Origin of the sequence: Pseudomonas sp. HN2 (assembly GCF_020736465.1) — a bacterium.
Lineage (GTDB): Bacteria > Pseudomonadota > Gammaproteobacteria > Pseudomonadales > Pseudomonadaceae > Aquipseudomonas > Aquipseudomonas moraviensis_A.
In genome coordinates this window covers 5,236,051-5,260,207 of sequence record NZ_CP085885.1, presented here as the reverse complement: position 1 = coordinate 5,260,207, position 24,157 = coordinate 5,236,051, and the positions used below count along the sequence as shown (strand labels likewise).

Here is a 24,157-nt window from a genome sequence, read left to right as displayed (position 1 = left end):
GCGCGGCTAAAAGGGCGCGGCGAGTATACGTCAAGGTGTGTGGGGTGGCATTGATCTGGGTCTGATCTGACGACTGACCCTCACCCTAACCCTCTCCCGGAGGGAGAGGGGACTGACCGAGGTGTCTGGCGTCTTACATCGACCTGAAATATTCAGGTCGGTGTACTTCTAGAGCATCTCTCGGTCGGCGCCCTCTCCCTCCGGGATAGGGCTGGGGTGAGGGCTTTTGATCAGCTACGCAAATGAGTCAACGGCAATTCAGTGCTGTTCAAAACCTGGTTCAGCACAAAACTCGAGCGCACGCTGGTGACTCCTTCAATCCGGGTCAGATGCCCCAGCAGCAACTTCTGATAGTGATCCATATCCGGCACCACCACTTTCAACTGGTAATCGGCATCCACCCCGGTCACCAGACTGCACTCCAGCACCTGCGGCAATGTGCGGATTGCCGCTTCGAAATTCTCGAAGCGTTCCGGCGTATGCCGGTCCATGCCGATCAGCACATACGCCGTCAGGCTCAAGCCGAGCATCTTGCGATCGAGCAACGCCACCTGACGGGAGATATAGCCGTCGTCCTCCAGTTGCTTGACCCGGCGCGAGCAGGGCGAGGGCGACAGACCGATGCGCTCGGCCAGTTCCTGGTTGGAGATACGGGCGTCACGCTGCAATTCCGCCAAAATACTCAGGTCGTACCGGTCGAGTTTGCTCATCAATCTGTCCTTGGTCGTAACTATTGCGGCGGATTATCTATCCAGGGTTAAAAATTGCGCAAGCAGTGTTTAATTGAGCAATTTTCGCAATCATCTGTCGCGGCCTCAGGCCTATTCTTATCACCAGAATCACTGCTCGGTAACACAGTCCACGCGGCCCGCCCAATCAGGCCCGCCGCGGCCGCCACCCCCACCGGGGATGTGCCGGCCCCCGAGCTGCACACTGTCCAGAAGACGGCGTGAGGTGAGCCGACGTCAAAAGCGTCGAGCCAGGACGAAGTTCTCTAGAAGGGAGGCCGACGGGTCTCCCTTTTTTCTTGCCTGCGATTTCATGTGCGCGCCTCAATAAATAAGTCCCGCGACTGATAACCTGTTGCAGAACCCGGTAGGCCAGTTTCGAGTCTCAGCAACAGGCCCTCCCAACGACAGGCTCCCGCAGTGAGGAAAAGCATGAATTCGCGCATCTGGCGTCTGGCCGGTGTTGGTTTGCTGTGTGTGGGTGTCGGTGCGCAAGCGCTGGCGGATGAGCCGCAGAATCGCGGGCCGGGCAACGTGCCGCAGAACGACGGGATCATCCGTGGCGACAACAGCCGTCAGTTCGAACACAACGGCCAGCCGCCCAACAATGACGGGCAATGGCACAACCGCAACCGTGCCGATGATCGTCCGCAACCGCCTCGGCAACCGGGCAACAACTTGCCGATCCAGCCGCGGCCCGACGCCGTGCGCCAGACGCAGGAGCCGCGTCAGGGTTACTACCGCGACGAACGCCCGCAGAACGGTTATCACAATCAGCAATGGCAGACGCGGCCGCGTCCCGATGACAACCGCTGGCCGGGTCGTCCGAACGGTCATGGCAATGGCTGGGGCCCCGGCCCGCAGTATCGACCGGGTCATGTAATCGACCGCTTCCCGGATCGCGATTACCGCGTGCCGTATCGCGGTCAGGATTACTTCTATTCCGGCGGCTACTGGTACCGCCCGCAAGGCCCACGCTACATCGTCGTGCAGCCACCGCGCGGGATCCGCATCCAGTATTTGCCGGATTACGCCCGTGAGGTGTGGATCGGTGGTTCGCTGTTGTTCCTCGCTGCCGGGTCCTATTACGCCTATCAAGAGGCGACGCAGGATTACGTGGTGGTCGAGCCGCCGCTGCAGCAACAGCTGCAACCGCAATCCCAAGGCTATGACGTCGAAGCCTACCCGGCCAACGGCCAGTCGCCGCAGCAAGTGCAGCAGGACGGTTATCAGTGCTATCAGTACGCCGTGCAGCAAAGCGGTTTCGACCCGCGCACCGCGACTTATCAACCCGCGCCCGAGGTGGTTCAGGCTTATCGCCAGGCGCAGGGGAACTGCCTGAGCAGTCGCGGTTACCAAGTCAATTATTGAGTGCGGGCGGCGAGCACCACTTCCTGTGGGTCGGCGTGCACCAGCACTTCGGCCTTCGGATAAACCTTGTGAATCGCCGCCGCCGCTTGATCGCTGATGCCATGGGCGGCTGACAGGGTCAGTTCGCCCGGCAGTTCCAGATGCAATTGTACGAACCAGTGATTGCCGGAAATCCGCGTGCGCAGGTCATGTGCGCCGAGCACGCCCGGCACGCTGCAGGCCAGTTCGAGCATGTGCTGGCTGACATCGGTCGGCAGTTCTTCGTCCATCAACACCGAAAAACTCTCGCGGGCAATCTGGATCGCGCTCCAGAAAATATACGCAGCGATCCCCAGGCCGAACCACGCATCCAGTTGCGCGAAACCCATTCCGGCCAGCACCAGCGCGATCAGGATGCTGCCGTTGAGCAGCAGGTCCGAACGGTAATGCAGCGAGTCGGCGCGTACGGCGTTGGAGCCGGTCTGCTTGATCACCCGATGCTGCAACATCAGCAGCGCCGCCGTCAGCAGCAGCGAAAACACGATCACACCGATGCTCAGCCATGGAGCGCCAAGCGGCTCCGGCGTCTGCAAGCGCTGGTAAGCCTGGAACGCGATCAACACCGCACTGCCACCGATGAACAACGCCTGCGCCATCCCGGCCAGCGACTCGGCTTTGCCGTGCCCATAACGGTGATCGTCATCCGCCGGGCGCTGCGCGTAATGCACCGCCAGCAGATTGAGCATCGAGGTGACGCCATCCAGCGCCGAGTCGGTGAGGCCGGCAAGCATGCTCACCGATCCGCTGAGCCACCAGGCAATGGCCTTGGCGACGATCAACGTGCAGGCGACCGCCACCGAAGCGCGGGTCGCCAGCCGCAGTAGACGGGCGTGTTCGGGGCTGGAGGTCATTGAACGTCCTTTTTCAGGCGGCCGGTTGCAGGCCGAACATCGCCAGTTGCTGAGTGCTGCCCTTGTGCTGAATCAGACGCGGGTCGTCGAGAGGAAAGTCTTTACCCAGTTCGCTCTCAAGAATCGCCTGCAACTTGTGATTGTCGACCTGCCCGTCCGGGCCGATGGCTTGCTTGAGCTTGGCCGGATCGATCTGCGCGGTGTGGCCCGGTTCGAAATAGATCGCCCCGGTGGCGAAGTCGACGGCAAACGCGATCAGCCCGGGAATGATGTAGAACAGCAGGCCGACGGCATCGAGCACGGCAATCGCCGGGTCGATCTTGCCGTCGATCTGGCCACGGCGGTCCGGGTAGAAGATCGAACCGCACGCCGACAGTTGCGTGAGCAGGGTGGCAACCAGAACACCGCCAATCAGGCGAGAGGGTAAGCGCATGGAAATGTCTCCTGAGTCATCAAATAACGAAGCTTCGTCTTGTGAAGTTAAGACCCTGACGAACGTCAGACAGTTCGTCGTTATACTCGCGGCTCTGTTTGGGAGCCAGCATGATTTCTTTGCCGATCGACGATGTTTTACCCGCCCTGCGTGAAGCCCTCGCGTCTCGCCACGAAGCCATGCTCGAAGCACCGCCCGGCGCCGGTAAAACCACCCGCGTGCCCTTGGCCTTGCTCAATGAAGCCTGGCTGGCCGGGCAGACCATCGTCATGCTCGAACCTCGACGTCTGGCTGCGCGGGCGGCGGCGGAGCGTTTGGCCAGCGAGCTTGGCGAACAGGTCGGTGAAACCGTCGGTTATCGCATCCGCCTCGACAGCAAGGTCGGCCCGAAGACGCGTATCGAGGTAGTCACTGAAGGCATCCTCACCCGGCGCTTGCAGGACGACCCGGCGCTGGACGGCGTGGGCCTGCTGATCTTCGACGAATTTCATGAACGCAGTCTCGACGCCGATCTGGCGCTGGCCCTCAGTCTGAACGGTCGCGAGCTGTTTCGCGCTGAACAGCCGCTGAAGATTCTGCTGATGTCGGCCACTCTCGAAGGCGAGCGCCTTTCCGGCTTGCTTGATGACGCGCCGATTCTGCGCAGCGAAGGGCGCATGTTCCCGGTGACGATGCGCTGGGGCCGGCCGTTTCAGCCGGGTGAATACATCGATCAGCGCGTCACGCAAACCGTGCTTGAGGCGCTGCACGACGAGACCGGCAGCCTGTTGGTGTTCCTGCCCGGGCAAGCAGAGATCCGTCGCGTGCATCAGCAATTGGCCGACGCCATTGGCGAGCGCAAAGACGTCTTGCTGTGCCCGCTGCACGGCGAACTCGACCTCAATGCGCAACGCGCGGCGATCGATCCGGCGCCGTCCGGTCAGCGCAAAGTGGTGCTGGCGACCAACATCGCCGAGACCAGCCTGACCATCAACGGCGTGCGCGTGGTCATCGATGCCGGGCTGGCGCGGGTGCCGCGTTTCGACCCGGGCAGCGGCATGACCCGTCTCGACACGCAACGAATCTCCAAGGCCAGCGCCACCCAGCGTGCCGGCCGCGCCGGGCGTTTGGAGCCGGGCGTGTGTTATCGCCTGTGGTCGCAGGATCAGCATGAACAACTCGCGGCTTATGGCAGCGCGGAAATTCTCTCGGCGGATCTGGCCAGCCTCGCTTTGCAACTGGGGCGCTGGGGCGTCACGCCGAGCGAACTGGTCTGGCTCGACGTGCCGCCTGCCGCCGCGTATGCCCAGGCGCAGGACTTGCTGCAACGTCTTGGCGCCTTGCACGGCGACACGCTGACGGCCCACGGTCAGGCGATGGCCGAACTGCCGGCGCATCCACGCATTGCGCACTTGTTGTTGCGCGGTCAGGCGCTGGGCCTGGCGGCGATGGCCTGCGATGTGGCGGCACTGCTCGGCGAGCGCGATATCCTGCGCGGCGCAGGTGCGGATTTGCACAGCCGATTGGTCCTGCTTTCCGGCGAAGAGCGCGCCGGTCGAGGTGCGCAGGGCGGGGTGCAACGCGCCCGGCAACTGGCCCGGCAGTATCGCGGCTACCTGCGTGGCAAGCCGAGCGAACCGGTAAACGAGCCCGAGCATCCGCGCTGGCTCGGCGCACTGCTGGCGTTGGCCTACCCGGATCGCGTCGCTCAGCAACGGCGCGCCGGTGGTGCCGAATACCGTTTGGCCAACGGTCGCGCTGCGCTGTTCGCCGAGGCCGACAGCCTGATGAAGCATGAGTGGATCGTCATCGCCGACCTCGGAAGCCGTCAGGGCCAGCGCGAAGAACGCATTTATCTGGCGGCGGATTTCGATCCGGCACTGTTCGATTCGGTGCTCGCCGAACAAGTGCGCAGTGTCGATCAACTGGATTGGGATGAGCGCGAAGGCGTGCTGCGCGCCGAGCGTCAGCGCAAGGTCGGCGAGCTGATTCTCAGCCGTGAACCGTTGACCGGTCTTGATGAAAACGCACGCAGTCAGGCCCTGGTCAATCTGGTCCGGCGCAAGGGGCTGGAGTTGCTGCCGTGGACGCCGGAACTGCGCCAGTGGCAGGCGCGGGTGGCGCTGTTGCGCCAGCTCGATCTGAGCACTCAGGACGACAGCCAGTGGCCGGATGTCAGCGATGCGGCGCTGCTCGATTCGCTGGAAGACTGGTTGATGCCGTATCTGGGCAAGGTCTCGCGGCTCAGCCATTTCGCCAACCTCGATCTGTCGAGCATCGTGCGCAACCTGCTGCCGTGGCCGCTGCCACACAAGCTCGACGAACTGGCACCGCATCATTTGAGCGTGCCGTCGGGCTCATCGATTCGACTGGATTACAGCGAACATCCACCGATTCTCGCAGTACGTCTGCAAGAGCTGTTCGGCTTGGCTGATACGCCACGGATTGCCGGCGGCCGGCAAGTGGTCAAGCTGCATCTGCTCTCGCCAGCGCGGCGCCCGGTGCAGGTCACTCAGGATCTGGCCAACTTCTGGCGCAGCACCTATGCCGAGGTGAAGAAGGATCTGAAGGGACGTTATCCGAAGCACTATTGGCCGGATGATCCCTTGGTCGCCGAAGCCACCGCACGGGCAAAACCACGGGGCACCTGACCTGCAATGGCAGCGCGCCATTAGCCCATCCGTGCTAATTGCCCTCGTTAGTTCAGGCTCCCAAAATCGCGGCCTGAACAATAACAAGTGTTGCTGCCTGCAACTTGTGCCCAAGGAACGGAACTGCCCATGACCTCTTTCTTCAAGTTCAAGAAGTTGATCTTCTTGTCGGCTGCGCTATTGGCCGCCTCCAGTTCGGCCATGGCCGAGGAGCCCAATCCGATTGGCGACTGGTGGATTATCTACGGCAACGGCGTGCCCCAAAAAAACATCATGTACGTAGCGGACGCGACGTCGGTGGTGCCTTCGCAGAAAACCAAAGGCGCGACCATGGTCGCGGTGACCCTGGTTTATGAAGAGCCCGGCAAACCGATGATCGACGTCTACAACCTCGAAGCCCAGTGCTCTACCGGCAAGGTTCGGTTTATCAATGGCCAGTCCATCGAGCGTCTCGCTTACACCATGCGTCATCTGAAAGTTGCCAACCAATGGCAGACCCCGAAAGAGTTCTGGGTCCAGCAGGCGCTGAAGTTTGCCTGCGCGCCGGGCAGTCGCGCGAAAAACGACATGGCCGCCGTGGGCAAGATGGAATACCTGCAGATGATCGAAATGCTGCAGCAGATGTTCTTCAAGCTCGCGCCGATTCAGCAAAAGAGCCAGATGATGGACAACATCGACAGTCTGCTCGAACTCAAGAAATAAGCCGGGGCGTCAAATGACTTACACACGTTTATGGTTGGCAACCCTGTTGGCGGGGTTGCTGTTGAGCGGCTGTTCCACCATTGCGCAGAACCGCTGGGAAGGCCGCGATCTTCAGGAAGCACTGGACCTGTTCGGCACTCCCGATTCGATGAAAAAGGAAATCGGCGCGAACGGCGAACCTTTGGCTGTGCTGACCTGGTACAAGTCCGCGAGCTGGACCACCACCGAAGCGGCCGGTACTTCAATGAACCATACCGGCAATGGCATGGTGTACACCGAGCACTACCAACAGGTCGGTCATAGTTCTACCTGCAAGTTGCAGGCGAAGATCAATCAGCAGAAGAAGATCGCCCAGTTCCTGATCGAAGACGGGCGAATACTGCACGGCAAGTGCGCTAACGTCCGCTACGTTCCGGGCTATGTTCCGCCGGGGTTCTGAGCCGACCGCAGACTATCTCGATGCGAACACAGTCTCGGTCCAGCCCTGCAAAGTGTATTTGCGATAGATCGGCGCGGGGATGTCGGCGTATGGGGCAGAGACGAACGAAGCCGGAATGACCGGGTCGGCTTCGTCGATCACCAGTATGTTCGCCGGGTTATAGAAGTCGTAATCCAGCACGTGCCTGTTGGTGGTAATGACTTTCTTGCGCGCGGCCATGGCTTCGAAAAAGCGGAAGCTCAAACCGGCCTGCCCGGGCTTGGAAATGTCGAGAATGATCCGCGAACGCTTCACCAGTTCGCCAACCGATTCGAGTGACATACGCTGCTCGAAAAAGGTGATTCCCGGATGCGCACCGGGAATCGGTTTGCACTGCACCAGGAATTTGTAATCGGTCACCCCCAATTGATCGAATGCTTTGGCCAGACCTTCCAGCGCGGGCACTCGATCTTTCCCCGCCATCACCACAAAAGCTGAATATTCGCCGGGATCGCCATCGGCGACATAGTCGTCGTAAATAAAATTGTGCAGTTTTTTCAGACCGTATTGCTCGGCATTCTCCGGGTCGAACGAAAACACCTCGTCGTACACGGCCAGCGCCTCACGGCTCATGGGCCAGCGACTGAAACTGTCGTATAGATACGCAATCTTGCGCTCGCTTGCGTTCAAGCCTGTCGTCAGTTGCTTCGGATCGATTTGCGCCGGGTTGATGATCAGGGCAACGTCGAAGCGCCCCCCAGCCGCCACGGCCTTGCTGAACTGGCGCAACTGCGCCCAGCGGTTGAGCGGGCGCCGCAAGATCTTCGGTGCGCGGTCGAAGGGTTTCGCCAGCGCAGCAGTGTCGATGAAGCAAACCTGGTCGGCGATACTCAAGTGCTCCGCGAGTTTGCGTGCGTAGCCACCGATGTCCTTGCATACCAATAAAATCTTCATGCTTTTCCATGTCTTGAATTCGGCGCGGTCGGGCCGTGGATTACCGATTGAGCTAGGGCGCCGCTGGCAGCAGGAATCGCGCAATCACGGGTAAGTGGTCGGAGATGCGCAGGGTATCGTCCTGCCGTACTTGCGCTTCCACGCGCTTGAGTCTGGGGCTGTAGAACAGATAATCGACCGTGCGATCCGGGCCGTTGAGGCCGGGGTCGTTGGGGTAATGGGTGAGCCATCTGGCCCGGTCGATGCCGCCGGCTTCGTTGTTGGTCGGGATCATCGGGTACTTGTCCCACAGCAAGTGCAGTTCGCTGTCGGCGGAGTAGGGCGTGCGGCGCTCGACGGGCAGGCGCCGGTACTGGCCCAGCGGCAACAGATTGAAATCACCACCGATCAGCCAGGGCAGGCCTTGGCTTTCGTATTTGTCGAGCACTTTGGCTACGGCGGCCACCTGCGCCTGCAAGTTGCCGTCCGGCTGGCTGGCGCGCTGCAAATGGGTGTTGAACACGGTCAGTTGTCCGCCATCGCTGAGCGGCAGTTTGACTGCCAGCAAGGCGTCTTTGGGCTGGAACTGACGGCTGATGAAGTTGCTCGGGGCGACCGGCAGTTGCAGGCGCTCGGCGTGTTCGATGCGATAACGACTCAACGTCGCCAACTGGCGGCCGACGCTGCCATAGATATGGGGCTCGGGGACGAAATCGGCTTTCCAGTCGAAGGCGCTGGCACTGCACGGATACAGGTCGGCGACGCGTTCCTGCAACAGCCTGAGCTGATTCTGGTAATCGCTGGCCTTGGCACCGTCGTCGAGTTCCTGCAACAGCACCACATCGGGTTGTTCGTCGCGAATCACCCGCGCCACTTCGTCGAGACTGAAGGCCATGTCTTCCAGCGTCGGCGCGTCGTCGTCGCCCTGCGCCAGATCATTCCAGAACACGTAGCGCTTGCCGGCGAGGAATTGCACGTTCCAGGTCATGACTTTCAACGCTTGCCCGGGCACCAGCGTCGGCGCCGTGGTGCTGCAATTGACCGGCAGGGTTTCGCGGGCGTCCGGGCGCCAGGTCAGGCTGAACAGCAGCACGCCGAACAGGACGACGGCGATGATGACGAGCAACAGGGTGTAGCGCAGCAGACGGGTCATGGCTCGGCTTATAGCGTTACAGAAAGTGGCTCCGAGCATACCTGACGGCAGCGGCGAAGCCCAAGCGCGGCGCGGTCAGACTGCTCCGTTACGTTTGTCAGGCAATTCGCTGATCAGCATGAACAGGCGGAACAGCACGACGCTGGTGAACAGTTGCAGGAAGCTGTGGGCGCTGTCGATCAGCCCGGCGATCAGCGGATTCTGCGGCTCGGGGTAGACCGCCAGCGTCGCGCCCTTGAGCAGCCACAGCGGCGTCATCACACAGAGAATGCACAGCAGGATGCGCCAGAAATGCCCGCGGGTCAGACGCAGACTTTCCTTCATCGCCTGCAACGGCCCGAGGCCACGCAGCACCAGCAGGTATTCGGCGAACGCGAGCATGACCATCAGCATCAGGCCCGGCAGGAAGTACAGCGACAGGCCGAGCAGAATCAGCAGGGTGTTGAGTGCGGTCAGCACGGCGAAGCGCGGCCACAGGGTTGCAGCCATCGCCAGCAGGTCGCGGTTGCGCGGCGACTCGCCACGGCTGCGTGCATCGAGAAACAGAATCAGCGCGGCGGTGTACAGCGGATATACCAGGAGGCCGACGATGATGCTGACCCCGGCAAAGGTGTCCGGCCCGGTGGCGTGATCGACCGCCTGCTGCAGGAAGGCTTCGACAATCACCAGCGGCAGGCACAACTGCACGATGCTGCCCAGATGGCGTTTGAAAAAATACAAAGAGTCGCGCAGTACTTCGAGGGCATTCATCAGTCGGTATCGCAGGTCGAAAACAGTGGCTCACTTTAACCGATGCAACGCGGGCCGACACAAACGTAAACATTCGGTAAAGGCCATTGAAACGTTTTGTCACTGTCTCCATTACAGGAGAGCACCACACCCGGAGTGGGCGTGGGCACGTTATTACCGGCAATCTACGAGGTCGCCATGAACAGCGAAGAGCAAACCCTGATCGATGGACTGTTTTCCCGGCTGCAACAGGCCGAAACGGAGGCAGCCCCGCGCGACGCCCAGGCCGAGGCGCGGATCAAGGAACACCTGACACGCCAACCGGCGGCAGGCTATTTCATGACCCAGGCGATTCTGGTGCAAGAGGCCGCGCTGAAAAGCCTCGACGAGCAGAACAAACAGCTGACCCAGCAGGTCCAGCGTCTGCAGGCCGAGTTGCAATCGGCCAAGGCGCAGAGCGGCGCTCCGGCAGCGAGCGGCGGCGGTGGGTTTCTGTCGAGTATCTTTGGCGGCGGCAGTTCGCGTCCGGCGCCGAGCCAGAGCGCAGCACCGTCGTCCAACGGCGGCTGGCGCGAACCGGCGCCGCAGCAGAGCTACCAGGCGCCGGCTCCACAACAGAACTTCGCCAACGCGCCGCCCAGCTATGGGCAGCAGGCAGCCCCGCCGGCGGCCAACAGCTTCCTCGGCGGCGCGCTGAAAACCGCCGCGGGCGTGGCCGGCGGTGTAATGCTGGCGCAGGGCATCAGCAGCCTGTTCCATCACAACCAGCAACCGGAAGAAATCGTCGAGATCATCAAGGAAGAACCGGCGCAGGTCGCCGACCAGAGCAACAGTGGCTGGGGCGATGATCAGCGCGTGGCGGACAATGGCTTTTCCGGCAATGACCAGAACGGTTTCAGCGACGCCGATTACAGCGATGACAATTCATCGTTCTTCGATGACGACGACTCCTTCGTCTGACCAACGGTCAGCATCGACCCGGGTGGCGAGGGAGCGTGCTCCCGCCGGGGCGCCTGGCGGCCCTTTCCTTTGAAAAGAGGGGCCTGCTGCGCAATCCAGCGCGAGCAAGCTCCCTCGCCACACTGCTATTTACTGGCATACTGGGCGCCTTTTTCGGGCCTGAACGCCTGACCCCGCTTCGTGCGCTTGCGCGCTCACAGGAACTCCGGTGAAAAAAATCGCAGTGTTCGCCGATGTGCAGAACCTCTACTACACCGTGCGTCAGGCCTATGGTTGCCACTTCAACTACGCCGCACTGTGGGCGGACATCAGCAAGAACGGGCAAATCGTCGAGGCCTACGCCTACGCGATTGACCGAGGCGACAGCAAGCAGCAGCAGTTCCAGCAGATCCTGCGCAACCTCGGCTTCACCGTGAAGCTCAAGCCCTACATCCAGCGCAGCGACGGCTCGGCCAAGGGCGACTGGGACGTAGGTATCACGCTGGACATCATGGACGCCGCCGACCATGTCGACGAAGTGGTGCTGGCCTCCGGTGACGGCGATTTCGACATGCTGCTCGAACGCATCATCAACAAACACGGCGTGCAAGCGGTGGCCTACGGCGTCCCTGGCCTGACCGCCAACTCGCTGATCCGCGCCGCCAGCCGCTACGTGCCGATCGAAGGCGCGCTGCTGTTGAAGAACTGAGCTGAACCATTGATTTGAACGGAGTACACCCCGGTTTGGAACGCATTGCAGTCATCGACTTTGAAACCACCGGCCTGTCGCCGAACAGCAGCTGCCGCGCTACGGAAATTGCCGTGGTCATGCTGGAAAACGGCCGCATTGTCGAGCGTTACCAGAGCCTGATGAACGCCGGCGTGCGCGTCCCCGCGTTCATCGAGCAACTGACCGGCATCAGCAACGCCATGCTGCGCACCGCGCCGCCCGCCGAACGGGTGATGGAAGAGGTCAACGAATTCGTCGGTTGCACGCCGCTGCTGGCGCACAATGCCTCGTTCGACCAGAAGTTCTGGGATTTCGAACTGGGCCGGATCAAGCGCACACGCCTGCAGAATTTCGCCTGTTCACTGCTGTTGGCGCGGCGGCTGATGCCGGCGGCGCCGAATCACAAGCTCGGCACGCTCACCACGTTCGCGCGCCTGCCGCACACCGGCCAGGCTCACCGGGCCATGGCCGATGCGGAGATGGCGGCGAACCTGATGGCGCATCTGGCGGATGAGTTGCGGGGCAAGCATGGGGTGCGCGAGTTGAATCACGACCTGCTGTGCAAGTTGCAGAAAGTCCCTGCCGCAAAAGTCGGCGAGCATTTGCAGCGTTATCGCTGATCCCTGGCCCACTGCAGCGTGCTGTACACACCACCTTAACCATTATGGGATAAGACGATGTGTACTTTGAAACATCAAATGTCTTCTAGGAGCTGCCGAAGGCTGCGATTTTTGCTTTAGGCCAGACTGTTGAATTGCTGGCTATTGATCTTGCTTACCGGCATGAAGCCTGTCGTTTTCTTGAAGTTCATAGCGTGTACAAAGTTCTTCATCGAGTCTGATGGGTCGATGCTTTGCATGTTGAGCTTGGACAGTGTCTCGCGAGAAATAGCGACGCTGAGGATGGGCTGATCCTCTAAGTGGCCGGTCGCGGAGTTGAGGAGTAAGTCAACGGCCGTAACAATGACGAGGTGTTCGGGAAGAATATTTAGCAGTTCTTGACCCACACGCAGAACGCAGCTGGATACGTAGTCCTGTAACAGCTCATTAAATTTACTGATCGGCATTTTTTTCACCGACAGTTTTCCACTCTGTAGCAGCGACTTGATGTCTTGAGGGATCACTTTGGTCCCGTGTACCGAGAGTGTGCATTCGAGAATGCCGTTATCTGCGACCGAGAAATTAATTGACGTGCCCAAGTGGGAAATATCCGTGAACGGATTCACGCGCAGAACTGCATCAATTTTTGATTGGCCATTGCCAGCGAGAATTCCTAGCGCGAGTTCGTGATCTATTTTCCAATCCTGATGCTCGTTTTCCCACTCCGCTATTTCTTGAGCCAACTGCTGCGTGTCTTTGGCAACCGCTGCTTGAATAGCGTGTTCCAGTTTTTTACGCTGTCTGGCCTCAAGTTTTAAAGTGCGCGCAATGAAGCCAGGTTTATAGCTGGCCTGTCTCGCCCTCGCTTGGTTTTCATGAGCATTTAGTGCGGCTGGTTTTATCGGCGCTATGGCGGTGTGTCAGTCAGCTTTGTATTGATTGATGCACCGCCTTCGCGAGCAGGCTCGCTCCCACATTCATCTTTTCGGTGTGCCTGATTATTTACCGTTGCCTTCGATGTGCCCCAACGGCACACGCTTTTCGACTGCGCTTGAAAGCACAATCGACGTCTTGCTGAACCCGAACTTCGCCACCCGATCGATCAACTCTTCCAGCTCCGGCATCGAGGCCACCGCCGCTTGCATGATCACGCACGGGGCGCCGGTGACCCGATGGCATTCGGTTATCTGCGGGATTTTGATCAGTTCATCGTAGGCCTTCTGGTTGCCGTGCTGGTTCAGGCGCAGTTCGATCACGCACTGGATCGGCAGGCCGATTTTCGCCATATCGATTTTTGCTTGATAACCGGTGATCACTCCGGCCGCTTCCAGTTTGGCCACGCGTTCGGCGACGGCGGGGGCTGAGAGGTTAACCTTGCGCGCCAGATCAGCGTAGGACGCGCGGCCGTTTTCCAGAAGTGCGCCGAGCAGCATGCGGTCGTATTTGTCCAAGGCGAACTCCTGAAATGGCCAGACTTTCGAAATCGCGGCTTAACCCGGCGATCTCCGTGATTTCAAAAGTGTACCGGCGCGATAAACAGGTTTTGTAACTTATTTTTGCGTGGCAGCCTTTCTAGAATAAACAGTCCACAGAAATCTGACTGTCGAGCTGCCCATGCCTGCCTTGCGCCGTTTTTCCCTGCCGTTGATCGCTGCGTTTTTTGCGTTGTATGTGATTTGGGGGTCGACTTATCTGGTGATCCGCATCGGTGTCGAATACTGGCCGCCGCTGTTGCTGGCCGGGGTGCGTTTCGTCATTGCCGGCAGCTTGATGTACGCGTGGCTGCGCTGGCGCGGGGCTCCGGCGCCGAGCTGGGCGCAGTGGAAAGCGGCGGGGCTGGTCGGCATTCTGCTGCTCAGTTTCGGTAACGGCGCGGTCAGCGTCGCCGAGCACACCGGTGTGGCCTCGGGTGTCGCCGCGCTGGCGGTGGCGACGGTGCCACTGTTCACCTTGCTGTTCGGCTATTTCTGGGGCGCGCGTAATACGCGGCTGGAATGGGCCGGTGTGGCGCTGGGGATCATTGGCATCGCCATGCTCAACATGGGTTCCAACCTGCAATCGAGTCCGCTCGGCGCGGTGTTGCTGATCTTCGCGGCAGCGAGCTGGGCGTTCGGTTCGGTGTGGAGCAAGCATCTGCCGCTCCCCGCAGGGGCGATGGCCAGTGCTGTGGAAATGCTGATTGGCGGCGTGGTCTTGCTGATCGGCAGCGCGCTGAGCGGCGAGCACCTGGAAGCGATGCCGCCGCTCGAGGGTTGGCTGGCGCTGGCCTATCTGATTTTCTTCGGCTCGATCATCGCCTTCAATTCCTATATGTATCTGCTCAAACACGTGCGCCCAGCGGCAGCGACCAGTTATGCCTACGTCAACCCGGCAGTGGCGGTGTTGCTCGGCGTGGTGTTTGTCGGCGAGACCATCGGCATCGAAGAGGCGTTGGCGATGCTGGTGATCATCAGCGCGGTGCTGCTGATCAGCCTGCCGCAGTGGCGCCGGCCGGCGCAGCCACCGGTGGAAGAGGCGAAAGCCGTTCCGACGGAAGCGCGTACGAATTAGGGTAAACTGCGCGGCATTGCATCCCCGCGTGATTTTTTCCTACGGTATTCCCATGACTTTCGCCTCCCTTGGCCTGATCGAACCCTTGCTGCGCTCCCTCGAGACGCTCGGCTACCAGACCCCGACGCCGGTGCAGGCGCAAGCCATTCCTGCGGTGCTGGCCGGTCGCGACCTGATGGCAGCGGCCCAGACCGGCACCGGCAAAACTGCCGGTTTCGCCTTGCCGCTGCTGCAGTTGCTGGCCATGCAAGGGCCGAAAGTCAACGCCAACTCGGCGCGTGCGCTGATTCTGGTGCCGACCCGCGAGCTGGCCGAACAGGTCCACGAAGCCGTGCGCCAATACGCGGAAAACCTGCCTCTGCGCACTTATGCGGTGTACGGTGGTGTCAGCATCAACCCACAGATGATGAAGCTGCGCGGCGGCGTCGATGTGCTGGTGGCCACGCCGGGTCGCTTGATCGACCTGTTCCGTCAGAACGCGCTGAAACTGGATCAGTTGCAAACGCTGGTGCTGGATGAAGCCGATCGCATGCTCGATCTGGGCTTCTCCGAAGAACTGGCGAATATCTACCGCATGCTGCCGAAAAAGCGCCAGACCCTGCTGTTTTCCGCAACCTTCTCCGATGACATCCGCCTGCTCGCCGGACAGATGCTCAACGATCCGCTGAGCGTCGAAGTCAGTCCGCGCAATGTCGCCGCCAACACGGTCAAGCAGTGGATCGTGACAGTGGACAAGAAGCGCAAGGCCGAGCTGTTCGTGCACTTGATGCGCAAGAACAAGTGGAAGCAGGTGCTGGTGTTCGCCAAGACCCGTAACGGCGTCGATGCGCTGGTGGAAAAACTTCAAGGCCTGGGTGTGAATGCTGACGGCATCCATGGCGACAAACCGCAGGCTACCCGCCAGCGCGCACTGGACCGTTTCAAACTCAGTGAAGTGCAGATTCTGGTGGCGACCGACGTGGCCGCCCGGGGCCTGGACATCGAAGATCTGCCGCTGGTGGTCAACTTCGATCTGCCGATCGTCGCCGAGGACTACATTCACCGCATCGGCCGCACTGGCCGCGCGGGTGCCACCGGTGAGGCGATCTCGCTGGTGTGTGCCGATGAAGTGAACATGCTCTCGGCGATCGAAATGCTCACGCGCCAGACTCTGAAGCGCCAGAACGAACCGGATTTCGAACCCGAGCACCGCGTGCCGGATACCGATGCCAGCGGTCAGGTGATCAAGAAGCCGAAAAAACCGAAGAAGCCGAAAGTGTCGGGCGGTGGCGGCAAGCGCAATCTGGGCAAGTGGGTCGACAGCGGTGAGACCTCGGCACCGGAGCCATCGATCAAGCCAGTGCGCAAAGTGCCGGTGTTCAATACCGGGCCGCGCAAGCGCAAGCCTTGAGATCAAAAATCAAAAGCCCCTCACCCTAACCCTCTCCCAAAGGGAGAGGGGACTGATTGGGGGATGCTTCACCTCGGTCGGCTCCCTCTCCTCGGGGAGAGGGCTGGGGTGAGGGGCAGGGGCGACTCAGTTCCCCCGCCGTAACCACTCCAACATCCCAAAACCCGCCGCCCGTCCGCTGGCAAAACACCCGGTCAGCAAATAGCCACCGGTTGGCGCTTCCCAGTCGAGCATCTCGCCCGCACAAAACACGCCCGGCGCCGCCTTGAGCATCAAACGCTCATCCATCGCTTCGAACCTGACGCCACCGGCGCTGCTGATCGCCTCGTCCAGCGGCCGGGTTTTCACCAGGGTCAGTGGCAATGCCTTGATCGCTCGCGCCAACAGCGCCGGATCGGCGAATGTCTCGGCATCGGTCAGCTCGCGCAACAACGCGGCTTTTACCCCATCAACCCCGACCTGACTGTGCAGATGCTTGGCCATTGAGCGCGAGCCGCGGGGTTTGCTCAGCGCCGCCTGCAATTTATCCACAGGGCGGCCGGGCAGCAGGTCGATGTGAATAACCGCCGCGCCGTAGCGATTGATTGCCTCGCGAATCGGCGCCGACAGGGAGTAGATCAGGCTGCCTTCAATCCCGGTCGCGGTGATCACGCATTCGCCTAGACGCGGGATATCGTCGTTCAAGCCGATGGCGATGTTTTTCAGCGGCGCGCCGGCGAATTTGCTCACCATCAGATCGCTCCAGGCCTGGACCTCGAAGCCACAGTTGCTCGGCTGCAGCGGCGCCAGATCCACGCCCCGTTGCTCCAGCGGCAACATCCACGCGCCATCCGAGCCCAGGCGCGACCAGCTGCCGCCGCCGAGGGCGAGCAGGGTGGCGTCGGGGTTTACGCTGAATTCACCTTCCGGGCTGGCGATGCGCAGCGCGCCGTCGGCGTCCCAGCCGAGCCAGCGATGGCGGGTGTGGATAACCACGCCGCTGTCGCGCAGGCGTTTGAGCCAGGCGCGCAACAGCGGCGCGGCTTTCATGTCGGTGGGGAATACGCGGCCGGAACTGCCGATGAAGGTTTCGATGCCCAGCTCGTGAATCCACCGGCACAGCGCATCAGCATCGAATGCGCGCAGCAGCGGGGCGATTTGCGGCGCGCGCTCGGCGTAGCGCGCGAGGAACGCCGGGTAGGCTTCGGAGTGGGTGATGTTCATGCCGCCGACCCCGGCCAGCAGGAATTTGCGCCCCACCGAGGGCATGCCGTCATAAAGATCGACGCGGACTCCGGCCTGGCTCAGCACTTCGGCGGCCATCAGGCCGGCGGGGCCACCGCCGATGATGGCGACGTGAGTGTTGGCGGGGACGGAATTCTGGGTCATGGGCGTGCGCTGCGGTATGGCGGGACAAGGCGCGCATTCTAACAGCCGAGCCCTCTGTAGGAGCTGCCGCAGGCCGCGATCTTTGCTGTGGATTTTGCAGCAAGATCAAAAGATCGCAGCCTTCGGCAGCTGCTACGGGTTATCCACAGGCAGTTCCACAACGATTGTGGGTCACGCAGCCTGTTTCAGTGACAGCCGTGTGAATCCCAGACCCGTTGCGCGCTGTGATGGAGGATGCCGTGGCGGCGGGCGAGGGCGTGGCGGTCCTTGCTGTAGCCACCGCCGATCACACCGACCACCGGGATGTCCCGGCCCAGGCAATGCCGCATCACCCGTTCATCGCGCTCGGCAACGCCTTCGTCGGTCAGTTGCAGATAACCGAGGGCATCGTCCTTGTGCACATCGACGCCGGCGTCGTAGAGCACCAGATCCGGTTGATACAGCGGCAGCAGGTAGTTGAGTGTGTCATCGACCACCTGCAGATAATCGGCATCGCCCATGCCCTTGGGCAGCGGAATGTCCCAGTCGCTGTCGGCCTTGCGTGCGGGAAAATTCTTCTCGCAGTGCAGGGAAACGGTAATCGCCTCCGGCGTGTCGTGCAGAATCCGCGCGGTGCCGTCGCCCTGATGCACATCGCAGTCGAAGATCAGCACGCGATTGACCCGGCCGCTCTGCAACAGGTACTGACTGATGATTGCCAGGTCATTGAAGATGCAGAAGCCAGCCGGGTAATCGTAATGGGCATGATGGGTGCCGCCGGCCAGATGACAGGCCAGGCCATGCTCAAGGGCTTTCTCTGCCGCGAGGATCGAACCGCCCACCGCACGCACGGTGCGCCGCGCCAGCGCTTCGTTCCACGGCAGGCCGAGGCGCCGTTGGTCTTCGCGGGACAACTCGCCGCTCATGTAGCGTTCGATATAGCTGCGGTCATGGGCGAGGGCGAGGATGTCGTTGGGGCAGATCTGCGGGCGCAGCAGGTCGGCGTCGCGGGTCAGGCCGCTATCGACCAGGTGATCGCGCAACAGACGAAACTTGTCCATGGGGAAGCGGTGATCCGCCGGGAACTCGGGGCTGTAGTCTTCGTGATAGATCAACGGCAAGGGCATGGCTTGTTTCGCGCAGAACCTGGGAACAAGTGAGCGATCCTACCAGCGATGTAGACTCAACGGCATGGAAATGGAGGGGACGATGGAGCCGATACTGGAGCTGCAAAGCGCGCGCTTGTTGATGCGTCAGTGGCAGGACGAGGATTTGCCGGCATTCGCCGCGATGTGCGCCGATCCACAGGTAATGCGCTACTTTCCGGCGCCACTGACCCGGCTGGAAAGTGCCGCGCTGATCGGCCGCGTGCGCGGGCATTTCGCCGAGCATGGTTTTGGCCTGTGGGCGCTGGAGCGCAAGGACACGGGCGAGTTCATCGGTTTCACCGGGCTCGGCGTGGTCGGCTTCGATGCGCCGTTCACCCCGGCGGTGGAGATCGGCTGGCGTCTGGCCAAGGAGCATTGGGGCCTGGGCTACGCCAGTGAAGCGGCGTGGACCGCGCTGCGCGCCGGCTTCGACCGCTTGAAACTGGAGGAAATCGTCTCGTTTACCGCCGAGCAGAATGCCCAGTCGGAAAAGGTCATGCAGGCGATCGGCATGCATCACGACCCGCAGGACGATTTCGATCACCCCAGGCTTGCGCCCGATCACCCGTTGCGCCGACATGTCCTGTATCGCATCAGCCGCGAACAATGGCTGCAAACCTTGCATGAATAAGCCGACCCGGACGTTTACAATGGCCGCCATTGTATTGGCCCGTGCCAGAACCTGAATCGTCCGTCGCAGCCAAGACTGCGCGGCCATTGCGTTGTGTGAGGAGAGTCTGAATGAGCCAAGTGCTGGAAGATCTGGTCGATCTGCTGACCCTGGAACCGATCGAAGAAAATCTGTTCCGTGGCCGCAGCCAGGATCTGGGGTTCCGCCAGTTGTTCGGCGGTCAGGTGCTCGGACAGTCGCTGTCGGCGGCCAGTCAGACGGTGGAAGAAGCGCGCCACGTGCACTCGCTGCACGGTTATTTCCTGCGCCCGGGCGATGCCAAGTTGCCGGTGGTCTATTCGGTTGATCGTGTCCGTGATGGCGGCAGCTTCAGCACCCGCCGGGTCACGGCGATCCAGAAGGGCCACCCGATCTTCACGTGCAGCGCTTCGTTTCAGTACGACGAGCAAGGCTTCGAGCATCAGGGCCAGATGCCCGTGGTGGTCGGCCCGGAAAACCTGCCGTCGGAACTGGAACTGACCCAGCAGCGTGCGCACCTGATCCCCGAGCACATGCGCGAAAAACTGCTGTGCCCGAAACCGATCGAAGTACGCCCGGTCACCGAAAAAGATCCGTACAACCCGCAACCGGCCGATCCGGTGAAGTACGTGTGGTTCCGCGCTGACGGCGCTCTGGCCGACATCCCGGCGCTGCACAAATACCTGCTGGCCTACGCCTCGGACTTCGGCCTGCTGACCACTTCGATGCTGCCCCACGGCAAATCGGTCTGGCAGAAAGACATGCAGGTCGCCAGCCTCGATCACGCGCTGTGGTTCCACAATGACCTGCGTGCCGATGACTGGTTGCTCTACGCGATGGACAGCCCATGGGCCGGCAATTCCCGCGGTTTTTCCCGTGGCAGCGTGTTCAACCGTGCCGGGCAACTGGTCGCTTCGGTGACTCAGGAAGGCCTGATCCGCCATCGCAAGGACTGGGCATGAGCCTGACGGAGGTTCGCCATTGGGTGTTCGACATGGACGGCACGCTGACCGTGGCCGTGCATGATTTCGCGGCGATTCGCGTGGCGCTGGCGATTCCGCCGGAGGACGACATCCTCAGCCATCTCGCCGCCTTGCCAGCGGATGAAGCAGCGGCCAAACATGCCTGGTTGCTCGAGCATGAACGCGATCTGGCACTGGGCTCGACCCCGGCCACCGGCGCGGTGGAGCTGGTGCGTGACCTGCATGCGCGGGGTTATCGCCTCGGCATACTCACGCGCAATGCGCGGGAGCTGGCGCACGTGACGCTGGAGGCGATCGGTCTGGCTGACTGTTTCGCGGTCGAGGATGTGTTGGGGCGCGACGAAGCACCGCCAAAGCCGCATCCCGGCGGTTTGCTGAAACTGGCCGAGGCCTGGCAGGTGCCAGCGAGTGACATGGTGATGGTCGGCGATTACCGTTTCGATCTGGATTGCGGTCGCGCGGCGGGAGCGCGGACGGTGTTGGTGAATCTGCCGGATAACCCGTGGCCGGAATTGACCGATTGGCATGCAAGGGATTGTGTCGAGTTGCGGCGGATGCTTCAGGCTTAAGAGATTTGCTGTTAGTGATGCCCTCATCGCGAGCAGGCTCACTCCTACAATTTGGAATGCGTTCCCCTGTAGGAGTGAGCCTGCTCGCGATAGCTTCGGCACATTCAGCACAAAACCTACTGATCAAACAAAGCCTTCTGCCCCTCCGCCGAAGTCAGCATGCCATCCCCGTCATGCCCGACCCCGGGCACTTCAATCAGTCGCTGATTGACCCCCTCAGGATGGCGGCGCAGCAGATAGCCGAAATACAGCTTGCCGCGCATCAAGCGGTAAGCCCCTTGCGCCTCGGCCGCGCAGCTCTTGTCCAGCGCCGGATGTTCCGGGTCGACATCCTGCTGGCCGAGCAGATAAATCACCTCGCGTTTGACGTAACTGCTCTCGACCTGCAACGGCGTTTGCCCGCCGGCATACACCGGCATGTCCGCCAGTCCATATTTCCAGCGATTGAAACCCGGGCATTGCGCGTGATCGAACGCCACCGGCCGCTGCTCGTTGAAGTACGCATAAGAAGAAGGATTGGCGACTACAAAGCGCAAGCGAATGCCGTTGGCCTTGAGCGCTGGCTGATCCTTGGCCAGCAAGGCGTAGCGCTGCACCACCTGACCACCGCCGGAGTGGCCGAAGATCACGATCTGCTTCACGTCCGGAAACTGTTTGCGATCGCTGACCCGCGCGACGATTTCATCCAGCGCGGCATAGGAACTCAGCGGATTCGGCCCGGTGGACAAGCCGCCGCCCATCCACTCGTTGCCTTGCCAGCGCAGCACCGTCGGCGGCAAGGAATACAAAGTGACATCGCTTTCATTGAGAAATTGCGGGGCGATCACCAGCGTGTGTGCGGTCTGCCCGGCGAGTTCGGCGGCGCTTTGCGCGCTTTTGCGATAGGTCTCGGCGTTGCGCAAGCGACCGTGAATGACGATCAGTACGCGCTCGATTTTCTCCGGCGCCGGGCCGATGCCCACTGCCATTTCCCCGGCCTTGAGTTGCAGGCGACCGGGGCTGATCGCATCGACGCCGGCCGCTTGCGCGGTGCCGGCGATGAACAGTAACGCCACAAGCCATTTATGCATTTACAGGGTTTTCGCCGCGAAGGTGTCGCACTGGCTTACCTGGCCTTGCGCGAATCCGGTTTTGAACCAGCGCACCCTTTGCGCCGACGTACCGTGGGTAAACGAGTCCGGCACCACGCGGCCCTGACCCTGTTGCTGCAGGCGATCATCGCCGATGGCGTTGGCGGCGTTCAAGGCTTCTTCGATGTCGCCGGGTTCCAGCCAGTTCAGGCGCTTCTGCGCGTTATACGCCCAGACGCCCGCGAGGCAGTCGGCCTGCAATTCCTGACGGACCAGCAGGCCGCCGTCGCCTTCCATTTGCCGACCTTGCTGACGCGCCGTCTGCATCTTCGCCGACACGCCTAGCAGTGTCTGCACATGGTGACCGACCTCGTGCGCGATCACGTAAGCCTGAGCGAAGTCGCCGGCGGCTTTGAAGCGCTGCGACATTTCCTGGAAGAAGGCCATGTCCAGATAGACCTTCTGGTCGGCCGGGCAATAGAACGGGCCGGTGGCAGAAGTGGCCATGCCGCACGCCGAATTCACCCGATTGCTGAACAGCACCAGTGTCGGGTCTTTGTATTGGCGTCCGGCCTGCTGGAAGATCGGACCCCAGGTGTCTTCGGTGTCGCCGAGGATCGAGCGGACGAATTCGGCCTGTTCATCATTGGCCGGCGGTGCCTGGCGGGTTTGCGAGGTGGGTGCCGGTTGGTCCATCTGTCCGGTCAACTGGCCGAGGATCTGCATCGGGTCCTGGCCGGTCAGCCAGCCGATGCCGACGATCAGCACGATGGCCGTCAGGCTAAGGCCCTTGCCGCCACCGAAGCGCATGCCACCGCCACCGCCGGCATCATCACCCCGGGCGTCGACGACGTTGTCACTGCGTCGGCCTTTTTTCCATAGCATGTGGGAATCCTCTTTATTGCGGGTGATGAGTCAGGTGATGAGTGTTGCCGCTGTGTGAGTGTGGCGCCAGTCCGGTCGTCCGTCCATTCACACGCGCCCACGTGGTGCGGGCTTGTTATTGACGGTCGGCCGGGCGGCGAATTCAATCCGGAGAAGAATTTATCCCGGCCAGGTCATGAACCGGCTGTTTCGACAGCAGTCTGTGATGTTGCAGACTTGCCGAGAGCCGAAGTGGCGGGAATCTTGCCTCACGGTTTTGCTCAACGGCGGTTTCCCGGCGAAGAAGATGGCAACCTGTGCGGTTGCTGAAAGCTGCGCCGACTATGATTGCCACACCGATTGCCGCCAGCGCGAACGCTCGCCTGGGTATTTTTTTCAGAGATTGCCAATGACCGTCAGCACCCCGCTCTCCGGTGTCAACCAGCCCTTCAAGGGGATCCTGCTGATTGTCGTGGCGACGTTCCTGTTTTCCAGTCACGACGCCTTATCCAAATACCTGTCCGGGTTCTATCCCATCGTGATGGTGGTGTGGGCGCGCTATGTGGTGCACACCCTGTTGATGGCGGGGATTTTTCTGCCGCAATCCGGCTTGCGTGTGCTGCGCACCAAAAAACCGTTATGGCAGCTCGCCCGTGCCCTGTGTCTGCTCGGCACCAGCCTGTTTTTCACCACGGCGCTGTTGTACATCCCGCTCGCGGAAGCCACGGCGGTCAACTTTCTCGCACCGGTGTTGGTCACCGCATTGTCGGTGCCGCTGCTCAAGGAACGGGTGACGCGCGGGCAGTGGATCGCGGTGATCTGCGGTTTCATCGGCGTGCTGATCATCGTCCACCCGGGTGGCGAACTGTTCACCCCGGCGATCCTGCTGCCGTTCTGTTCGGCACTGTTTTTCTGCTTTTACCAACTGCTGACGCGCAAGCTCGCCGAAGTCGACAGCCCGACCACCAGCAACTTCTTCGCCGGGCTGTGCAATACCCTGGTGATGAGCGCGCTGGTGCCGTTCTTCTGGCAAGTGCCGAGTCTGCCACACGCCGCGCTGATGCTGGCGCTGGGCAGCTGCGGGATGACTGCTCACCTGTTTCTGACCCAGGCCTTCCGTCACGCAGCACCAGCCTTGCTGGCGCCGTTCGGCTATTGCCAGATCGTCTTTGCCGGGTTGTTGGGCTGGCTGCTGTTCAGTCACACGCCGAGCGGGTTGACGGTGATTGGTATTGCGGTGATCTGCTGCAGCGGATTGGCGGCGGCGTGGCAGCAGAGCCGGCGCTGAAGAAACGCAAATCCCCTGTAGGAGTGAGCCTGCTCGCGATGACG

At 61.3% G+C, this 24,157-nt stretch carries 25 protein-coding genes; 13 read left to right on the top strand and 12 right to left on the bottom strand.

What is annotated here, in order from left to right; genetic code table 11:
* Positions 1 to 230: 230 nt before the first annotated feature.
* The gene (locus tag LIS66_RS23330; RefSeq protein ID WP_007909658.1) at positions 231 to 710 is read right to left on the bottom strand and encodes an Lrp/AsnC family transcriptional regulator; all 480 of its coding nucleotides are present in this window, start codon (positions 708 to 710) and stop codon (positions 231 to 233) included.
* A gap of 450 nt (positions 711 to 1,160) precedes the next feature.
* Here LIS66_RS23330 and LIS66_RS23325 point away from each other — a divergent pair, with 450 nt between their 5' ends.
* Positions 1,161 to 2,099 (top strand): DUF6515 family protein, encoded by a 939-nt coding sequence (locus tag LIS66_RS23325; RefSeq protein WP_227973123.1) that lies wholly within the window; start codon positions 1,161 to 1,163, stop codon positions 2,097 to 2,099.
* Here the strand turns inward: LIS66_RS23325 and LIS66_RS23320 are convergent.
* Positions 2,093 to 2,989 (bottom strand): cation diffusion facilitator family transporter, encoded by an 897-nt coding sequence (locus LIS66_RS23320; RefSeq protein ID WP_227973122.1) that lies wholly within the window; start codon positions 2,987 to 2,989, stop codon positions 2,093 to 2,095. The two genes, LIS66_RS23325 and LIS66_RS23320, sit on opposite strands and share 7 nt — an antisense overlap.
* A 13-nt stretch (positions 2,990 to 3,002) precedes the next feature.
* A complete protein-coding gene (locus LIS66_RS23315) occupies positions 3,003 to 3,422 on the bottom strand; it encodes a hypothetical protein (RefSeq protein WP_042610556.1) in 420 nt (139 codons plus the stop codon).
* 110 nt (positions 3,423 to 3,532) lie between these two features.
* On the opposite strand from LIS66_RS23315, the gene hrpB reads away from it, so the two are divergent.
* The 3 genes from hrpB (at position 3,533) to LIS66_RS23300 (ending at position 7,193) form a co-directional block, all read left to right on the top strand.
* On the top strand, positions 3,533 to 6,052 hold the full coding sequence (gene hrpB, locus LIS66_RS23310) for an ATP-dependent helicase HrpB (protein WP_227973121.1): 2,520 nt from the start codon (positions 3,533 to 3,535) through the stop codon (positions 6,050 to 6,052).
* A 129-nt stretch (positions 6,053 to 6,181) separates the two neighbouring features.
* Positions 6,182 to 6,754, top strand: coding sequence for a hypothetical protein (locus LIS66_RS23305; RefSeq protein WP_042610554.1), 573 nt, complete (start codon positions 6,182 to 6,184; stop codon positions 6,752 to 6,754).
* Positions 6,755 to 6,767: 13 nt separating this feature from the next.
* On the top strand, positions 6,768 to 7,193 hold the full coding sequence (locus LIS66_RS23300) for a hypothetical protein (RefSeq protein WP_064364073.1): 426 nt from the start codon (positions 6,768 to 6,770) through the stop codon (positions 7,191 to 7,193).
* A 12-nt stretch (positions 7,194 to 7,205) separates the two neighbouring features.
* On the opposite strand, the gene LIS66_RS23295 is transcribed toward LIS66_RS23300, so the two are convergent.
* From LIS66_RS23295 to LIS66_RS23285, 3 genes are all read right to left on the bottom strand, one after another.
* A complete protein-coding gene (locus LIS66_RS23295) occupies positions 7,206 to 8,126 on the bottom strand; it encodes a hypothetical protein (RefSeq protein ID WP_227973120.1) in 921 nt (306 codons plus the stop codon).
* Between the two features lie 52 nt (positions 8,127 to 8,178).
* The gene (locus tag LIS66_RS23290; RefSeq protein ID WP_227973119.1) at positions 8,179 to 9,258 is read right to left on the bottom strand and encodes an endonuclease/exonuclease/phosphatase family protein; all 1,080 of its coding nucleotides are present in this window, start codon (positions 9,256 to 9,258) and stop codon (positions 8,179 to 8,181) included.
* Between the two features lie 75 nt (positions 9,259 to 9,333).
* Entirely contained in the window at positions 9,334 to 10,008 is a 675-nt protein-coding gene (locus LIS66_RS23285; protein WP_016773061.1) for a YciC family protein, read from the bottom strand.
* Between the two features lie 177 nt (positions 10,009 to 10,185).
* Here LIS66_RS23285 and LIS66_RS23280 point away from each other — a divergent pair, with 177 nt between their 5' ends.
* The 3 genes from LIS66_RS23280 to LIS66_RS23270 all read left to right on the top strand — a co-directional run bounded on the left by LIS66_RS23280 (position 10,186) and on the right by LIS66_RS23270 (position 12,276).
* Positions 10,186 to 10,947, top strand: coding sequence for a DUF2076 domain-containing protein (locus LIS66_RS23280; protein WP_123420033.1), 762 nt, complete (start codon positions 10,186 to 10,188; stop codon positions 10,945 to 10,947).
* Positions 10,948 to 11,155: 208 nt separating this feature from the next.
* Complete coding sequence (locus LIS66_RS23275; protein ID WP_016773064.1) at positions 11,156 to 11,635, top strand: NYN domain-containing protein; 480 nt, start codon at positions 11,156 to 11,158, stop codon at positions 11,633 to 11,635.
* Between the two features lie 35 nt (positions 11,636 to 11,670).
* Positions 11,671 to 12,276 carry a PolC-type DNA polymerase III gene (locus LIS66_RS23270; RefSeq protein ID WP_042610549.1) on the top strand — a complete coding sequence of 202 codons (606 nt, stop codon included), beginning with the start codon at positions 11,671 to 11,673 and terminating at the stop codon, positions 12,274 to 12,276.
* 116 nt (positions 12,277 to 12,392) lie between these two features.
* On the opposite strand, the gene LIS66_RS23265 is transcribed toward LIS66_RS23270, so the two are convergent.
* A complete protein-coding gene (locus tag LIS66_RS23265) occupies positions 12,393 to 12,998 on the bottom strand; it encodes a hypothetical protein (RefSeq protein ID WP_227973118.1) in 606 nt (201 codons plus the stop codon).
* A 255-nt stretch (positions 12,999 to 13,253) separates the two neighbouring features.
* A complete protein-coding gene (locus LIS66_RS23260) occupies positions 13,254 to 13,706 on the bottom strand; it encodes an Lrp/AsnC family transcriptional regulator (protein ID WP_227973117.1) in 453 nt (150 codons plus the stop codon).
* A gap of 163 nt (positions 13,707 to 13,869) precedes the next feature.
* On the opposite strand from LIS66_RS23260, the gene yedA reads away from it, so the two are divergent.
* Both yedA and LIS66_RS23250 read left to right on the top strand, forming a co-directional pair.
* The gene (gene yedA, locus LIS66_RS23255; protein ID WP_042610548.1) at positions 13,870 to 14,805 is read left to right on the top strand and encodes a drug/metabolite exporter YedA; all 936 of its coding nucleotides are present in this window, start codon (positions 13,870 to 13,872) and stop codon (positions 14,803 to 14,805) included.
* 52 nt (positions 14,806 to 14,857) lie between these two features.
* On the top strand, positions 14,858 to 16,195 hold the full coding sequence (locus LIS66_RS23250) for a DEAD/DEAH box helicase (protein WP_042610547.1): 1,338 nt from the start codon (positions 14,858 to 14,860) through the stop codon (positions 16,193 to 16,195).
* A 126-nt stretch (positions 16,196 to 16,321) separates the two neighbouring features.
* Here LIS66_RS23250 and LIS66_RS23245 read toward each other — a convergent pair whose 3' ends face one another.
* Both LIS66_RS23245 and LIS66_RS23240 read right to left on the bottom strand, forming a co-directional pair.
* Positions 16,322 to 17,563, bottom strand: a complete 1,242-nt coding sequence (locus tag LIS66_RS23245) for a TIGR03862 family flavoprotein (protein ID WP_227973116.1) — start codon at positions 17,561 to 17,563, stop codon at positions 16,322 to 16,324.
* 185 nt (positions 17,564 to 17,748) lie between these two features.
* A complete protein-coding gene (locus tag LIS66_RS23240; protein ID WP_227973115.1) occupies positions 17,749 to 18,669 on the bottom strand; it encodes a histone deacetylase in 921 nt (306 codons plus the stop codon).
* An 82-nt stretch (positions 18,670 to 18,751) separates the two neighbouring features.
* Between LIS66_RS23240 and LIS66_RS23235 the strand changes: the two genes are divergently transcribed.
* The 3 genes from LIS66_RS23235 (at position 18,752) to LIS66_RS23225 (ending at position 20,891) form a co-directional block, all read left to right on the top strand.
* Entirely contained in the window at positions 18,752 to 19,321 is a 570-nt protein-coding gene (locus LIS66_RS23235) for a GNAT family N-acetyltransferase (RefSeq protein ID WP_042610544.1), read from the top strand.
* A 110-nt stretch (positions 19,322 to 19,431) separates the two neighbouring features.
* The gene (gene tesB / locus LIS66_RS23230) at positions 19,432 to 20,301 is read left to right on the top strand and encodes an acyl-CoA thioesterase II (RefSeq protein WP_042610543.1); all 870 of its coding nucleotides are present in this window, start codon (positions 19,432 to 19,434) and stop codon (positions 20,299 to 20,301) included.
* A complete protein-coding gene (locus LIS66_RS23225) occupies positions 20,298 to 20,891 on the top strand; it encodes an HAD family hydrolase (RefSeq protein WP_116657749.1) in 594 nt (197 codons plus the stop codon). The genes tesB and LIS66_RS23225 overlap by 4 nt, the downstream gene beginning before the upstream one ends.
* A gap of 116 nt (positions 20,892 to 21,007) precedes the next feature.
* Here the strand turns inward: LIS66_RS23225 and LIS66_RS23220 are convergent, their stop codons facing one another.
* A complete protein-coding gene (locus LIS66_RS23220; RefSeq protein ID WP_227973114.1) occupies positions 21,008 to 21,961 on the bottom strand; it encodes an alpha/beta hydrolase in 954 nt (317 codons plus the stop codon).
* On the bottom strand, positions 21,962 to 22,846 hold the full coding sequence (locus LIS66_RS23215; protein ID WP_042610540.1) for a neutral zinc metallopeptidase: 885 nt from the start codon (positions 22,844 to 22,846) through the stop codon (positions 21,962 to 21,964).
* 388 nt (positions 22,847 to 23,234) lie between these two features.
* On the opposite strand from LIS66_RS23215, the gene LIS66_RS23210 reads away from it, so the two are divergent.
* Positions 23,235 to 24,113: a DMT family transporter gene (locus LIS66_RS23210; RefSeq protein ID WP_064364083.1), complete on the top strand. Its 879-nt coding sequence runs from the start codon at positions 23,235 to 23,237 to the stop codon at positions 24,111 to 24,113.
* Positions 24,114 to 24,157: the final 44 nt, after the last annotated feature.

Excerpts from the sequence above, each read along its gene's own strand:
- LIS66_RS23330 (WP_007909658.1), bottom strand. The coding sequence starts at position 710 with ATGAGCAAACTCGACCGGTACGACCTGAGTATTTTGGCGGAATTGCAG.
- LIS66_RS23325 (WP_227973123.1), top strand. The coding sequence starts at position 1,161 with ATGAATTCGCGCATCTGGCGTCTGGCCGGTGTTGGTTTGCTGTGTGTG.
- LIS66_RS23320 (WP_227973122.1), bottom strand. The coding sequence starts at position 2,989 with ATGACCTCCAGCCCCGAACACGCCCGTCTACTGCGGCTGGCGACCCGC.
- LIS66_RS23315 (WP_042610556.1), bottom strand. The coding sequence starts at position 3,422 with ATGCGCTTACCCTCTCGCCTGATTGGCGGTGTTCTGGTTGCCACCCTG.
- hrpB (WP_227973121.1), top strand. The coding sequence starts at position 3,533 with ATGATTTCTTTGCCGATCGACGATGTTTTACCCGCCCTGCGTGAAGCC.
- LIS66_RS23305 (WP_042610554.1), top strand. The coding sequence starts at position 6,182 with ATGACCTCTTTCTTCAAGTTCAAGAAGTTGATCTTCTTGTCGGCTGCG.
- LIS66_RS23300 (WP_064364073.1), top strand. The coding sequence starts at position 6,768 with ATGACTTACACACGTTTATGGTTGGCAACCCTGTTGGCGGGGTTGCTG.
- LIS66_RS23295 (WP_227973120.1), bottom strand. The coding sequence starts at position 8,126 with ATGAAGATTTTATTGGTATGCAAGGACATCGGTGGCTACGCACGCAAA.
- LIS66_RS23290 (WP_227973119.1), bottom strand. The coding sequence starts at position 9,258 with ATGACCCGTCTGCTGCGCTACACCCTGTTGCTCGTCATCATCGCCGTC.
- LIS66_RS23285 (WP_016773061.1), bottom strand. The coding sequence starts at position 10,008 with ATGAATGCCCTCGAAGTACTGCGCGACTCTTTGTATTTTTTCAAACGC.
- LIS66_RS23280 (WP_123420033.1), top strand. The coding sequence starts at position 10,186 with ATGAACAGCGAAGAGCAAACCCTGATCGATGGACTGTTTTCCCGGCTG.
- yedA (WP_042610548.1), top strand. The coding sequence starts at position 13,870 with ATGCCTGCCTTGCGCCGTTTTTCCCTGCCGTTGATCGCTGCGTTTTTT.
- LIS66_RS23250 (WP_042610547.1), top strand. The coding sequence starts at position 14,858 with ATGACTTTCGCCTCCCTTGGCCTGATCGAACCCTTGCTGCGCTCCCTC.
- LIS66_RS23245 (WP_227973116.1), bottom strand. The coding sequence starts at position 17,563 with ATGACCCAGAATTCCGTCCCCGCCAACACTCACGTCGCCATCATCGGC.
- LIS66_RS23240 (WP_227973115.1), bottom strand. The coding sequence starts at position 18,669 with ATGCCCTTGCCGTTGATCTATCACGAAGACTACAGCCCCGAGTTCCCG.
- LIS66_RS23235 (WP_042610544.1), top strand. The coding sequence starts at position 18,752 with ATGGAGCCGATACTGGAGCTGCAAAGCGCGCGCTTGTTGATGCGTCAG.
- tesB (WP_042610543.1), top strand. The coding sequence starts at position 19,432 with ATGAGCCAAGTGCTGGAAGATCTGGTCGATCTGCTGACCCTGGAACCG.
- LIS66_RS23225 (WP_116657749.1), top strand. The coding sequence starts at position 20,298 with ATGAGCCTGACGGAGGTTCGCCATTGGGTGTTCGACATGGACGGCACG.
- LIS66_RS23220 (WP_227973114.1), bottom strand. The coding sequence starts at position 21,961 with ATGCATAAATGGCTTGTGGCGTTACTGTTCATCGCCGGCACCGCGCAA.
- LIS66_RS23215 (WP_042610540.1), bottom strand. The coding sequence starts at position 22,846 with ATGCTATGGAAAAAAGGCCGACGCAGTGACAACGTCGTCGACGCCCGG.
- LIS66_RS23210 (WP_064364083.1), top strand. The coding sequence starts at position 23,235 with ATGACCGTCAGCACCCCGCTCTCCGGTGTCAACCAGCCCTTCAAGGGG.